The sequence below is a fragment of the Rhodococcus sp. NPDC080181 genome (assembly GCF_040702225.1).
In the GTDB taxonomy this organism is placed as follows: domain Bacteria; phylum Actinomycetota; class Actinomycetes; order Mycobacteriales; family Mycobacteriaceae; genus Rhodococcoides; species Rhodococcoides fascians.
Map to the genome: position 1 here is coordinate 15,907 of NZ_JBFBKN010000026.1, position 12,762 is coordinate 28,668.

The following is a 12,762-nucleotide window of genomic DNA, read 5'->3' on the forward strand; positions in this document are numbered from 1 at the left end:
GCTAATTTCCGGCCAGGCGGGTGAGGGCCTTGCGGACCACCTCCGGGTCGGAGGTCTCCCAGAACGGCGGCAAGGACGCGCGCAGATAGCCGCCGTACCGGGCGGTCGCCAGGCGCGAATCGAGCACGGCGACAACACCTTTGTCGTCGACGCTACGGAGCAGTCGACCGACGCCCTGCGCCAGTAACAGGGCAGCGTGGTTGGCGGCCACCGCGAGAAAGCCGTTGCCGCCACGTGATTCGACGGCCTGCTGCCGAGCCACCAGTAGCGGATCGTCGGGCCGGGGGAACGGAATTCGATCCAGGATCACCAGGCTCAGCGACGGACCGGGCACATCGACGCCCTGCCACAGCGACAGCGTCCCGAACAGTGAGGTGGCCTCGTCGTCGGCGAACTTCTGCACCAGTGCGCCGGTGGAATCGTCACCCTGGCAGAGGATCGGGGTGTCGAGTCGTTCGCGCATCTCCTCTGCCGCGGCCTTGGCGGCGCGCATCGACGAGAACAGCCCGAGCGTCCGACCACCGGCTGCCTCGACGAGCGATTCGATCTCGTCGAGCGAGGACTTGGACAGGCCGTCGCGTCCGGGCGGAGACAGATGTTTGGCGATGTACATGATGCCGGCGCGAGCGTGATCGAACGGCGAGCCCACGTCCAACGAATTCCAGCGAATGGATCCGTTGTCCGAGGGTGGTTCCACTCCCGACGCCATGGCTGTGTCACTGCGGGAGGGCTTCTCTGCGGGCAGGCCCCAATTGACGGCCAGGCCGTCGAAGGATCCGCCGACGGTGAGCGTCGCCGAGGTCAGCACCACGGTGGATTCGGCGAACAACCGTGCGCGCAGCAGCCCGCCCACCGAGAGCGGAGCAATGCGAACGGTGCGTTTGACGTTTCCTCGGAAATCGTCGACGGCGTGCCAGACGACGTCCTTGCGCTTGGCCGGGTCGGGCTCGTCGAAGGCAGTGAGCACTCGTACGGCGCTGTCGTGCACCTCGTCGACTGCCACGAGTGCTGCGCTGCGGGCCGCGGCGGCCTCGGGATCACTGCCCGCCATGCCCTGTTTGTTCGGGCCGATCGCGGTGCGCACGGCCCAGGCGGCGTCGCGGACGGACGCCAGGGCCGGTCCGACGCCGTCGGGAAGGGACTGCCATCGACCGGGCGGTAGTTCGTCCAGAATCGCGGCCCAGTTCTCGGCAGCTCCTTCGAGCTGATCGACGGTCTCTTCCTCGATGAGCTTGGCGCTACGGCGTGCGGCCGCGGTGACGGTGGCGGCCGAAAGCTCTTCAGTAGCAACGCCGGTCACTCGGTCGACCAATTCGTGGGCCTCGTCGACGACCACGACGTCGTGCTCGGGCAGGATCTGAATTCCGGTGATCGCGTCGATGGCGAGCAGCGCGTGGTTGGTCACGACCACGTCGACCTGTGCGGCCTCGGTGCGGGCGCGCTCGGCAAAGCAGTCCTCGCCGACGGGGCACCGCGATTTCCCGAGGCACTCGCGAGCGGTGACGCTGACCTGACGCCACGCCTGGTCGCTCACGCCGGGCACCACGTCGTCGCGATCTCCCGTTTCGGTCTCCGAGGACCACTTGGTCAGCCGGACCACTTCGCGGCCCATCCGCGAGACGGCGAACGGGTCGAACAACTCCGCGTCCGGTGCCTCCTGTGCGGCACCGGTGTGAATCTTGTTCATGCACAGATAATTGTTGCGGCCCTTGAGGATCGCGAACTTCGGACGCCGACCCACAGCTTCGGTCAGTGCGTCGGACAGACGTGGAAGGTCGCGGTCGACCAACTGTCGCTGCAGCGCGATCGTGGCCGTCGAGACGATGACGGTCTTCCCCGATTCGACCGCATGCCTGATGCTGGGCACGAGATACGCGAGGGACTTGCCGGTGCCCGTGCCCGCCTGCACCGCGAGATGCTCGCCGGTGTCGATCGAATGCGCCACGGCAGAGGCCATCGTCAGCTGATTGCTGCGTTCCTTGCCACCGAGCGAGTGCACCGCAACCTGCAGGAGAGCGGGAACGGTGGGCAACTCGGTCTTCGACGGCACCGATGCAGACTACTGCCGATCGCCCACCGGGTTCGGCACCGACACCGCCCCTAGCCCAGGGCGAACCGGGTCGGTATCGCCGGTTCGCCCTGGGACAGGGCGAGCCCCTCCCACGGCAGGCTGACCAGGCGTCGCGCGAGGAGGTCCCGGCCCTCGGCAAGGGTCGGTAGGTCGGAGACGCGCCGGCCGCCACGCATCAGCGGCGTGGTCAACGTCTCCACCGTCAGACCGTCCTCGACCGTCGGGGCAGCGTCGAACGGGTGCACTATTTCCTCGACTGCCGTACCGGTCCCACGCGCGGTCCGCAGCGCTGCCTTGGTACCCCCGCGCGATTCCTTGTGACTGCTGCGCTTGGCGACGGGAATGCCGTCGACGGTGACCAGCTTGTAGACCATTCCTGCCGTCGGCGCGCCCGAACCGGTGACCAGCGACGTGCCGACGCCGTACGAATCGACGGGTTCTGCACGCAGCGCGGCGATCGCGTACTCGTCGAGGTCTCCGGAGACGACGATCCGCGTGTTCGGCGCACCGAGAGCGTTCAATTGGGCGCGGACCTGACGGGCGAGGACACCGAGGTCGCCGGAGTCGATGCGGACACCACCGAGCTCCGGACCGGCCACCTCGATCGCGTTGGCCACGCCCTGCTTGATGTCGTAGGTATCGACCAGCAGTGTCGTTCCCACCCCGAGCGCTCGGACCTGAGCGGCAAAAGCGGCCTTCTCGTCGGGGCCGTCGGCGGTGGTGTGCAGCAGCGTGAACGAGTGGGCCGACGTGCCTGCTCCGGGGACGCCGTGGCGTCGGACTGCTTCGAGGTTGGACGTCGCGGTGAAGCCGGCCAAGTAGGCCGCTCGCGATGCCGCGACCGCCGCCTCCTCGTGGGTGCGCCGCGACCCCATTTCGATGATCGGCCTGGCCTCGGCGGAGGCGACCATGCGCGCTGCCGCAGAGGCGATTGCGCTGTCGTGATTGAGAATCGACAGCACCACGGTTTCCAGGACCACGCACTCGGCGAACGTGCCGCGGACCGTCAGGACGGGGGAGCCGGGAAAGTACAGCTCGCCCTCGCGGTAGCCGTCGATGTCGCCGGTGAAGCGGTAGTTGCGCAGCCACTCGACGGTGTCGGCGTCGAGAAACTTCGACACGACACGCAGCTCGTCCGGGCCGAATCGGAAGCGATCGACGGCGTCGAGAATGCGCTCGGTGCCGGCCACGACGCCGTATCGGCGGCCGCCGGGTAGCCTGCGGGCGAAGACCTCGAAACTGCACGGTCTGTCTGCATAGCCGCTGGCCAGGGCCGCGGATAGCATCGTGTACTCGTACTGGTCGGTCAGCAGTGCAGTGCTGGCTCCGTGGCTGGAAAGCGTGTGATCGGTGGTCGCGTCATTGCTCACCTCGATCACACTACGAGCGCAGGGGCGAACGTGTGGGGTCGGCCCGACACGCCGTACCCTGTTGCCATGCCTTGGTTGACGGTGGATGGATCGCTTCTGCCCGTGGACGGCTTCTCGGCACTCGAAGTCGCGGCGGCGTCGCCGCAGGCGGTGCCGGCCGAAACCGAGGCCGTTGCTGCCGACGAAGCGCACGACACTCCGTGGGTCACCATCGTGTGGGACGACCCGGTCAACTTGATGCACTACGTCACCTACGTGTTCCAGAAGCTCTTCGGCTACAGCAAGGCCAAGGCCACCGAGTTGATGATGCAGGTGCACTCCGAGGGCAAGGCGGTCGTTTCGAGCGGCGAGCGCGATGCGATGGAGAACGACGTCAAAAGGCTGCACGCGGCGGGCCTGTGGGCCACCATGCAGCAGGACAAGTAGTCAGCAGTCAGTTCGCCACCTCTACGTCAGAGAAGGACATCACCGACAGTGCGCACGTGGACGAGACGGAATTCGTTGTCCGGGGTCAAGATCAAGTCCGAGATCGACGCTCGTGAGGCGGCGGTGCTCAAGTCCCTGGTCGCATCCGTTCTCAGCCTGCTACGCGATCGTTCCGCCGCGGCACCCACCGACGAGCTCGCCGCGCTGACCGGGCTGCGTACCGGCCACAACAGCCCGCCGGACGATGCAGCGCTGGCCCGGTTGCTGCCGGACTTCCACCGCGCCGATCCCGAACACGACGATCAGGATCCGGCCGATCTGAACGGTGCCCTCCGCGGGTTGCACGAGCCCGAGATCATCGACGAGAAGTTGGCTGCCGGGGCAGTGATCCTCGCGACCCTGCCCGATTCCGGCGGAAAGATCGTGCTCACCCAGGAACAGGCCGACGCGTGGTTGACGGGTCTCAACGACGTGAGACTGGCGCTCGGGACCACACTGGGCATCAGTGCGGACACTCCTGACGTACTCGACGAGGGCGATCCTCGTGCTCCCCATCTGGACGTGTACCACTGGTTGACCTGGATGCAGGATTCCCTCGTCCAGGTCCTCGTTCCCTAGGGTGCCGACGTGACCGCAGCCTTCTCGAAACCCGGCCCCCGGGACTGCTTGACCGATGTGGCAGGTCTGTTGGTCGGCCATCATCACGAACTCGACGACGACGCCGCGATGGGGTCCGGTTCGGCCACCGGCTGCACTGTGGTGCGCGTTCTCGGTGGGGCGACGGCGGCCGTCGACGTGCGAGGCGGCGGACCGGGAACGCGCGAGACCGATCTGCTCGATCCGAGCCATTCCGTTCAGCAGGTCGACGCCATCCTGTTGACCGCGGGCAGTGCGTACGGGCTTGCGGCCGCCGACGGCGTCATGCGGTGGCTCGAAGAACACGAACAAGGCATCCCGATGGGCAGTCCGGCTCACGTCGTGCCGATCGTGCCGGCTGCGGTGATCTTCGACCTTCCGGTCGGCGACTGGGCCGCGCGCCCCACCGCGGAGTTCGGCTACCGTGCTGCGGCCACGGCGGCGACCGAGTTCGCGACGGGATCGGTCGGGGCGGGAGTCGGTGCTCGCGCCGGCGTGCTCAAAGGTGGGGTGGGCACCGCGAGCACGGTGATCGAGGGCGGTCCGGCCGACGGAGTGACGGTCGCAGCTCTGATGGTCGTCAACCCTGTGGGCGCGGTGTTCGATCCGTGCACCGGGTTGTTGTGGGGCACCGGCACACTGGGGCCCGCGGACTTCGGCATGCGCAATCCCGACGTCGACGAGGTGCGGACCGCGGCGGCGCTCGAACCCAAGGCCACTGCTCTGAACACCACGATCGGCGTGGTTGCGACGGATGCGCCGCTGTCGGCGGCGTCGTGCAAGCGAATAGCCGTCGCGGGTCACGACGGACTCGCGCGGGCCATCCGGCCTGCGCACTCGCCACTCGACGGCGACACCGTCTTCGCCGTGTCCACGGGTACCAGGGCCGTCACCGCCGAGTCCTCAGTGCCCGCAGCATTCTCCCCGGAACTACCGGTACTGGCCGCGGTCACCGAAGCCGCGGCGATCGTCGTCGAGCGAGCCATCGTCCGGGCCTTGCTCGACGCCACGTCGGTGGCCGGCATCCCCACCTATCGCCAGATCTTCCCCTCCGCATTCACGGCGTCGCGTCTCTGACCGGCAGGTAGCCGCTACCGGTACCGTGGAGAGACCGAGGTTGGAGGCGATCATGAGTGAGACCGGCAAGCTTCCCGGTGAGCGAGTGCGGCCCGCGTGGATGCAGGCAGCCGTCTTCGTCGGAGGATTCGTGGCGCTGCTGTGGATCATCGAGATCATCGACGTCGCGAGCGGTTCACGGCTCGAGCAGAACGGTATCGAGCCTCGTTCCGCCGACGGCTTGTGGGGCATCCTGTTCGCGCCCGTGCTGCACGACGACTGGCAGCACCTGATCGCCAACACGGTTCCCCTGATCGTGCTCGGATTCCTGGTGTTGCTCTCGGGCATCGCGCGTGGTCTGGCTGCTACCGGGATCGTCTGGGTGATCGGCGGCGTCGGTACCTGGCTCACGGCCGGCACCTACAGCAACACGATCGGCGCGTCGATTCTGATCTTCGGCTTCATCACGTACCTGCTCGTTCGTGGATTCTTCACTCGACAACTCGGCCAGCTCGCGATCGGGGTCGTGGTGTTCGTGCTGTACGGCAGCGCGCTGTGGGGCGTGCTGCCGAGCGATCCGAACATCTCCTGGCAGGGCCATCTGTTCGGCGCAGTGGGTGGGGTCGTCGCAGCTCGGCTGCTGTCCGCCGACGCCCGGGCCGACAGAGCGCGCGCCAGAGCACTCGATCGTCCCACTCCGTAGGCGGTAGGTAACCGCGAGCACAGCTGTGTTCGGGCGTGAAATTCGCCGACTCGCGCGGTCAATACTGCCCGAACGTTTCGAGTGACGCGCTCGGCGTGGCAGCATGGCTTACATGCGAATTACCGTCCTGGGATGTTCGGGCAGTGTGTCCGGACCCGATTCACCCGCGTCGGGTTACCTCCTGGAAGAAGAGGAGACCGCGCCGGTCGTTCTCGATTTCGGGCCCGGCGTCCTCGGGGCGTTGCAGCGTTATGTCGATCCGGGTGACGTGAGCGTTCTGCTTTCGCATCTGCACGCCGATCACTGCCTCGACGTTCCAGGTCTGCTCGTGTGGCGTCGCTACCATCCGAACCCGCCGGAAGGGCGCGCGATCGTCTACGGACCGAAGGACACTGCGTTTCGGCTCGGAGTGGCGTCGGCCGAGTGCGGCGGTCAGATCGACGACATGTCCGACACCATCGATCTACGCCGCTGGGTGGGCGGCCGGACCATCGAATTCGGACAGCTGTCGATTCTGACCCGGCAGGTGTTCCATCCGCCGGAGTCGTACGGCATGCGGGTCACCACCGGTGGCGGAAAGACATTCGCGTACAGCGGCGACACCGGTATGTGCCAGGCGGTGCAGGATCTGGCTCAGGGTGCCGATGTCTTTCTCTGCGAGGCGTCGTGGACCGACAGCCCGGATCGGCCCGAGGGCGTCCACCTGTCCGGTATCGAGGCCGGTCGCATCGCTCGGGAAGCCGGAGTGGGGGAGCTGCTGCTCACCCATATTCCGCCCTGGACGTCTCGCGAGGATGTCATAGCCGAGGCGAAGGCAGAGTTCAGCGGACCGGTGCATGCCGTCGAGCCAGGGGACGCCTTCACCGTATGACGACGCGCTAGGCTTCGAGTCGTGTCCAGACGAGAAGACGGCAGAGCGGACGACGAGCTCCGCACCATCAAGATCACCCGCGGATTCACCACTCACCCGGCAGGGTCGGTGCTGGTCGAATTCGGCAACACCAGGGTGATGTGCACGGCCAGCGTCGAGGAGGGCGTACCGCGCTGGCGGAAGGGATCCGGCCTCGGCTGGCTCACCGCCGAGTACGCAATGCTTCCCGCTGCCACCCACACGCGCAACGGACGCGAGTCCGTCAAGGGCAAGGTCGGCGGACGCACTCAGGAGATCTCCCGACTGGTCGGACGCTCACTGCGCGCGTGCATCGATCTGGCAGCGATCGGCGAGAACACGATCGCCCTCGACTGTGACGTGTTGCAGGCCGACGGCGGCACCCGTACTGCTGCCGTGACCGGGGCGTTCGTGGCTCTCAGCGACGCCGTCACCTACCTACGAGTAGCTGGACGCCTGGCCGACCCGCAGCCGATCTCGTGCATGATCGCCGCGGTCAGTGTCGGCGTCGTCGACGGCCGGGTGCGTCTCGACCTTCCGTACGAAGAGGATTCGCGAGCCGAGGTCGACATGAACGTCGTTGCGACCGACACCGGAACTCTGGTGGAGATCCAGGGAACCGGCGAGGGCGCGACCTTCCCGCGCACGACCCTCGACAAGCTCCTCGACTCGGCGTTCGTCGGTATCGACAAGCTGTTCGAGGTGCAGAGGGAGGCGCTGGCGTTGCCGTACCCGGGGGATCTGCCCGAGCCTGCCACCGCAGAAACGAAGAAGAAGTTCGGTGCCTGACACCAAGCTGCTGGTAGCCAGTCGTAACGCGAAGAAGCTGCGAGAACTGCGACGGGTACTCGACGCCGCCGGCCTCGTGGGTATCGAGTTGGTCGGTCTCGACGAGGTGCCGCCGTTTCCCGAGGCACCCGAAACCGGAGCGACGTTCGAGGACAACGCGGCGGCCAAAGCGCGCGACGGTGCGGCGGCAACCGGATTGCCCTGCGTCGCCGATGATTCCGGGATCGAAATCGACGCGTTGAACGGAATGCCCGGGGTGCTCTCTGCGCGCTGGTCCGGAACTCACGGGCAGGACGAGGCCAACACGGCGCTCGTGCTGGCGCAGCTGAGCGATACCCCCAACGAACGGCGCGGGGCTGCTTTCGTGTCGGCATGTGCGTTGGTGGTCCCGGGCGGAGCCGAGACCGTCGTTCGCGGCGAGTGGCGCGGCGTTGTAGCGCGAGAGCCGTGGGGGGAGAACGGATTCGGGTACGATCCGATCTTCGTGCCGGAGGGGGACGGCCGCAGTGCCGCGCAGTTGGCTCCGGACGAGAAGGACGCGGCCTCTCATCGTGGCCGCGCGCTGCGCAAGCTGGTTCCTGCTCTCGAAGCGTTGACGGGGCGATAAACGTGGCGGCGCGGGCAGTGTTGACGAGAACCACGGCCGTATTCGCTGCCGCTGTCCTGTGCCTGCTCGGCACCCCTGCTTCGGCAGCGCCGGTCGCGGGATCTTTCGCCGAGGCCTTGGTCTACTCGGTGGCTCATCCCGGTGCGACGCCGGCGGGCGCGAACGATTATTCATGCGTTCCCAGCGCTCGGCATCCCGAACCGGTGATCTTGGTACACGGGTTCCTGGAGAACTCCTACGCGAACTGGTCGTCGCTGTCACCGGCCCTGGTCGACGCCGGATACTGCGTGTTCGCACTCGACTATGGCAACACCGGGCCGGTGCCCGCGTTGGGAGCGCTGGGAACGATTCCCGAGAGTGCCGCGGAGCTGTCCACGTTCGTCGATTCCGTCCTCGAGTCGACTGGCTCATCGAGGGTGTCGATCGTGGGTCACTCGAAGGGCGGGACGGTGCCGCGCTACTACGCCCGCTTCCTCGGCGGTGATCACACCGTCTCGCGCATAGTGGCGCTCTCTCCGCCGAACTATCCCACCGCCGGTCCGCCGGTGCAGGACGACGTGCTCGAGCGGTTGAACGAGGGCAGTGACACAGTCGCGGGAATCGATTACACGACGATCGTGACCCGATACGACCAGGTTGTCGTTCCGTACACGGCGTCGCTCCTCACCGGAGCGGGAAATACGAACGTGGTGCTGCAGGACGTGTGCCCCGGCAATGTCGTCGAGCACACTGGAATCTCGTACGATCCGCTGGCGCAGGGGCTGGTGGAGAACGCGCTGGATCCGGTGAACGCGCAGCCGATCACCTGTTGACGTCAGACGCCGAAGTCGGCCTTGACCTGCTTGGTGCGCTTGTGTTCGACGTAGAACGACAGGAACGGAACAGTTCCGGCGAGCAGGGTGCCGATGGTCCGACCGGCCGGCCACCGCACCTTGATAGCAAGGTCGATCGTCAGGATCAGGTATACGAGGTAGACCCAACCGTGCACTACCGCAATCCAGTTGGGCACATTCTCGACCTTGAAAATGTACTTCGCGACCATTTCGGTCACGAGGACGAGCAACCAGATACCGGTGACGTAGGCGAGCACGCGATAGCGCAGCAGCGCCGACGCGATCTTCCGAGTCTTGTTGGTGGACGCCTTGGTCTTGTCCGGTGCCGAACTCACGTGGTGCTCCTGTCGGTCCCGCGGGATTCGTTCAGCTCCGCGAGGTAGCTGTTGTACTCGAGAAGTTGCCTGGCCTCGGGGTCGTCCAGATCGCCGACGTCGGGGTCTGCCGCGCGGCGCTGGGGGAGCAGGTCGAGAGGGACCTCGGTCGGTCCGTCGGGCTGCCCGGAGTCGGGCTCGTCCTGGTCCTCGTCTTCGAGGCGGACGAACTTGCGGTAGGCGTAGACGACGAACGCCGCGAACAAGGGCCACTGGAACGCGTATCCGAGGTTCTGCCCGTTACCGCCGACCGCCTCGAAGCGTTCCCACTGCCACCAGCCGAGACCGAGACACACCGCCGCGGACACGATCACCAGCGCAATGAGCGAGGGTCGACGATTCGGGCGGGATGAGGTCACCACTCGACGGTACCGGAGCGACTACTACCGAAGGTAGTCACATCGGGTGGTCGGCCGGTGATTCTCACCATGGACGAGCCAGGTGCGACTCACGACCGACGACGGTTCGCCCGTGCTTCGGCAAGTTTCTCGGCACCGGGACCGGTGATGTCGGCGAGAGCGCTGCTGCGCCCCGTCAGCACCAACGCCAGGGTGCCCGCCGATCCCTCGACGACGGGCCCCTCGCCGCGACTCCAGTCCAGATCGGTTGCGCGCCACTGCAGTCGGAGCTCGGGGCCTTTGAACGGTGCCGCACCGCTTTCCGGCACCAGGAAGTCGAGCATCGTAACCATGCGGTGCTCGGGAACGTGGTGCTCGATTCCCAGCGGCCTGCATACATCGAGTCCGTGCACGATGACGTCGGACAACGGGGCCAGCGGACCGTGGCCCGGCGGGGTGAACTTCTTGTCCGCGCGAGCTGTCAGGAGCGCAGGGAATTCGTCGCCGTGCTTGCGCTTCATTCGCTGGGTCATCATCTGATTGGCCCGGTCGAAGTTCCCACGAGTGCACACCATGGCGAGTCCGAACTGCCAGAGCGGGACGATCAGGGGCACCACGAGATGGGCGGCGACGTCGCGGACCGTCCAGGCGTCGCACAGCGATGGGGTGTCCCACTGTTCGGGTGTCAGGGTGTCGAAAGTGCGTGCGAGAGAGCGTCGTTCGTCGGAAGCTTCGGCGAAGATCGCGTCGTCGTCGGGATCGCTGGACATACGAGCCACCTTCACACGTTGGAACCTGTAGACCTGGGAGTCTCGAGAAAAGCCGGGTCGAACGACCGTTGTGCGCGAGGGGGGACTTGAACCCCCACGTCCTGAGACACTGGAACCTAAATCCAGCGCGTCTGCCAATTCCGCCACTCGCGCGTGCCGGTGAAGTCTACAACCGATGCTGCTGTGCGTGCGACGCGGTTCTTCGAGCCACGTCGACGTCCGATTAGGCTCGCCGGGTGGTGAAGAAGGAGAACTCGTTCGATCCGGCGCGCATCCTCGAACTGCTGTGGCGGGTCGACGCGAAACCGAGCCGAACCGGCCTGAGCGTCGACGCGATCGTCGACGCGGCAATCGAGATGGCCGATGCGAACGGGTTGGAGTCGGTGTCGATGCGCAATGTGGCCGAGCATCTGGGGGTCGGCGCGATGTCGCTGTACACCCACGTGCCGGGGCGTCAAGAGTTGACGGACCTGATGATCGATCGGTCTCTGGCAGATCTGTACACACACGTCGACGAGCCGGCATCGGTTCCCGGTGGGTGGCGGTCCGCGTTGCGTTTTGTTGCCGAGCGCAATTGGCAACTCTATCAACGACATTCGTGGCTGATCGACGCCGTCGGTGCGCGTCCGGTGCTCGGTCCGCACACCAACGACAAGTACGAGGCAGAGCTGCGCACCCTCGTCGGTACCGGGCTCGGTGACGTCGAGATCGATTCGGTGTTGACACTGGTTCTCACTCACGTCTCGGGGACCGCGAGGGCCTCGGCCGCGGTCGATCGGGTGAAGAAGCAGTCGGGAATGTCCGACGCTCAGTGGTGGGCAGCTACTGCACCCGTCATCGAGCGGGTGATGACGCGCGAGCGTTTTCCGGTGTCGTCCCGCATCGGGACGGCCGCGGCGACGTCGTACGACGCCGCGAGCGACCCCGTGCATGCCTATCGTTTCGGTGTGGAGTGCATCCTCGATGGCGTCGAGGTGCTGATCTCGCAGAGTCAGCCCGCCGATCGGAGCGCAGCCTCGGAGTGACGCTGCGGCGGTCTGCGCAGCTTGTGCTGGTAACGCCAGAGCGCGTGCTCGAGCGAGGCGAGATCGACGTGGAGTGCGTCCGCTGCGGCGTCGAGAATCACGGGGGAGCGTTCCTCGGCGATGTCGGCGGCCAGCTCTCGATGGAGTGGTTCGAGAGCGTCGGCAACGAACGCGGTCAGATGTGCGGTGGCCTTGTCGGTGCGCACGCCCAGATGCATGAGCATGCACTCCCAGGTGGTCTCGCCGAGGCCAGGGATCGCGCGGAACGCATCGAAATGTTCCTTCGTGTGCTGCTCGAAATCGGTCGAACGGCTCAACCCCGACGCGATCAGCGTCTGCGCTGCCACAGCGGCTGCCGCCGCCTTGGTTCGGCTGTTTCCTGGAACGAGCTGACGGTTGGACAGGATCTGCACGAGCTGATCCGGATCCGAAGTCAGTTCTGCAAGGGTTGTCAAGTCGTCGAGTCGGTTATCGCCGCGGTGTGACCGCCACCGTCCGATCACCGCTCGCACCCCACTGGTCGGTCCTCCGTAAGGAGCGCGCGCGGAGAAGATCGCATCGAGTAGCGCCGCCTCGGATTCGCCGCGCCACCCCGGTGTCCAGTGCGGCGAATTCGATTGCGAGGCAATCAATTCGATGTGCGACAGCATTGCTTCGAGCTCGCCCGTCGTGCAAGTGTCCGTAACCGATGAATACATGAATTCCCCCCGGAGTTCGTCGACCGCCCTGTCGGATGCGGTTCGTAGGAGAAAGCTAGACGACCCCACCGACAGGTCACCGGACGCTCACGGAGTGCTCGAGATCACATCACAAAAAGATAACGAAAAATGCGAGGGTTCCCTCATGTTTCGCTGTCGCCGCCGAGTCTCCCGCCA

Annotated in this window: 15 protein-coding genes and 1 tRNA gene; 9 read left to right on the forward strand and 7 right to left on the reverse strand. The window is 66.2% G+C overall.

All coding sequences use genetic code 11. The annotated features are described in order from the left end of the window. Position 1: 1 nt before the first annotated feature. Both AB0O58_RS22575 and AB0O58_RS22580 read right to left on the reverse strand, forming a co-directional pair. Complete coding sequence (locus AB0O58_RS22575) at positions 2-2,050, reverse strand: ATP-dependent DNA helicase (protein WP_032399486.1); 2,049 nt, start codon at positions 2,048-2,050, stop codon at positions 2-4. A gap of 50 nt (positions 2,051-2,100) precedes the next feature. Further along, a complete protein-coding gene (locus AB0O58_RS22580) occupies positions 2,101-3,357 on the reverse strand; it encodes a nicotinate phosphoribosyltransferase (RefSeq protein WP_230590992.1) in 1,257 nt (418 codons plus the stop codon). 150 nt (positions 3,358-3,507) lie between these two features. Here AB0O58_RS22580 and clpS point away from each other — a divergent pair, with 150 nt between their 5' ends. The 8 genes from clpS (at position 3,508) to AB0O58_RS22620 (ending at position 9,359) form a co-directional block, all read left to right on the forward strand. Next, a complete protein-coding gene (gene clpS / locus AB0O58_RS22585; RefSeq protein WP_228139244.1) occupies positions 3,508-3,867 on the forward strand; it encodes an ATP-dependent Clp protease adapter ClpS in 360 nt (119 codons plus the stop codon). Between the two features lie 48 nt (positions 3,868-3,915). Then, positions 3,916-4,485 carry a DUF2017 domain-containing protein gene (locus AB0O58_RS22590; RefSeq protein ID WP_032399488.1) on the forward strand — a complete coding sequence of 190 codons (570 nt, stop codon included), beginning with the start codon at positions 3,916-3,918 and terminating at the stop codon, positions 4,483-4,485. A gap of 9 nt (positions 4,486-4,494) precedes the next feature. Further along, positions 4,495-5,580, forward strand: a complete 1,086-nt coding sequence (locus AB0O58_RS22595) for a P1 family peptidase (protein WP_206498250.1) — start codon at positions 4,495-4,497, stop codon at positions 5,578-5,580. 52 nt (positions 5,581-5,632) lie between these two features. Continuing rightward, entirely contained in the window at positions 5,633-6,262 is a 630-nt protein-coding gene (locus tag AB0O58_RS22600) for a rhomboid family intramembrane serine protease (protein ID WP_032374511.1), read from the forward strand. Between the two features lie 112 nt (positions 6,263-6,374). After that, entirely contained in the window at positions 6,375-7,133 is a 759-nt protein-coding gene (locus AB0O58_RS22605) for a cyclic nucleotide-degrading phosphodiesterase (protein ID WP_366238830.1), read from the forward strand. A 21-nt stretch (positions 7,134-7,154) separates the two neighbouring features. Then, positions 7,155-7,940 (forward strand): ribonuclease PH, encoded by a 786-nt coding sequence (gene rph, locus AB0O58_RS22610; RefSeq protein WP_206498249.1) that lies wholly within the window; start codon positions 7,155-7,157, stop codon positions 7,938-7,940. After that, entirely contained in the window at positions 7,933-8,547 is a 615-nt protein-coding gene (rdgB, locus tag AB0O58_RS22615; RefSeq protein WP_206498248.1) for an RdgB/HAM1 family non-canonical purine NTP pyrophosphatase, read from the forward strand. Before rph ends, rdgB begins: the two co-directional genes overlap by 8 nt. Before the next feature lie 2 nt (positions 8,548-8,549). After that, positions 8,550-9,359, forward strand: a complete 810-nt coding sequence (locus tag AB0O58_RS22620; RefSeq protein ID WP_206498247.1) for an alpha/beta fold hydrolase — start codon at positions 8,550-8,552, stop codon at positions 9,357-9,359. Between the two features lie 2 nt (positions 9,360-9,361). Here the strand turns inward: AB0O58_RS22620 and AB0O58_RS22625 are convergent, their stop codons facing one another. From AB0O58_RS22625 to AB0O58_RS22640, 4 genes are all read right to left on the reverse strand, one after another. Continuing rightward, positions 9,362-9,715, reverse strand: coding sequence for a DUF3817 domain-containing protein (locus AB0O58_RS22625; RefSeq protein ID WP_027497662.1), 354 nt, complete (start codon positions 9,713-9,715; stop codon positions 9,362-9,364). Next, positions 9,712-10,113, reverse strand: a complete 402-nt coding sequence (locus AB0O58_RS22630; RefSeq protein WP_206498246.1) for a transcriptional regulator — start codon at positions 10,111-10,113, stop codon at positions 9,712-9,714. Before AB0O58_RS22630 ends, AB0O58_RS22625 begins: the two co-directional genes overlap by 4 nt. Before the next feature lie 89 nt (positions 10,114-10,202). Then, on the reverse strand, positions 10,203-10,862 hold the full coding sequence (locus tag AB0O58_RS22635; RefSeq protein WP_206498245.1) for a maleylpyruvate isomerase family mycothiol-dependent enzyme: 660 nt from the start codon (positions 10,860-10,862) through the stop codon (positions 10,203-10,205). A 71-nt stretch (positions 10,863-10,933) separates the two neighbouring features. Continuing rightward, positions 10,934-11,015 (reverse strand) — tRNA-Leu (locus tag AB0O58_RS22640). A gap of 83 nt (positions 11,016-11,098) precedes the next feature. Between AB0O58_RS22640 and AB0O58_RS22645 the strand changes: the two genes are divergently transcribed. After that, a complete protein-coding gene (locus AB0O58_RS22645) occupies positions 11,099-11,887 on the forward strand; it encodes a TetR/AcrR family transcriptional regulator (protein WP_206498244.1) in 789 nt (262 codons plus the stop codon). Here the strand turns inward: AB0O58_RS22645 and AB0O58_RS22650 are convergent. Next, on the reverse strand, positions 11,854-12,537 hold the full coding sequence (locus AB0O58_RS22650; RefSeq protein WP_206498243.1) for a hypothetical protein: 684 nt from the start codon (positions 12,535-12,537) through the stop codon (positions 11,854-11,856). The genes AB0O58_RS22645 and AB0O58_RS22650 overlap by 34 nt on opposite strands. Positions 12,538-12,762: the final 225 nt, after the last annotated feature.

Coding starts and splice junctions, on each gene's coding strand:
- AB0O58_RS22580 (WP_230590992.1), bottom strand. CDS start 3,357: ATGCTATCCGCGGCCCTGGCCAGCGGCTATGCAGACAGACCGTGCAGT.
- clpS (WP_228139244.1), top strand. CDS start 3,508: ATGCCTTGGTTGACGGTGGATGGATCGCTTCTGCCCGTGGACGGCTTC.
- AB0O58_RS22600 (WP_032374511.1), top strand. CDS start 5,633: ATGAGTGAGACCGGCAAGCTTCCCGGTGAGCGAGTGCGGCCCGCGTGG.
- AB0O58_RS22605 (WP_366238830.1), top strand. CDS start 6,375: ATGCGAATTACCGTCCTGGGATGTTCGGGCAGTGTGTCCGGACCCGAT.
- AB0O58_RS22635 (WP_206498245.1), bottom strand. CDS start 10,862: ATGTCCAGCGATCCCGACGACGACGCGATCTTCGCCGAAGCTTCCGAC.
- AB0O58_RS22650 (WP_206498243.1), bottom strand. CDS start 12,537: ATGCTGTCGCACATCGAATTGATTGCCTCGCAATCGAATTCGCCGCAC.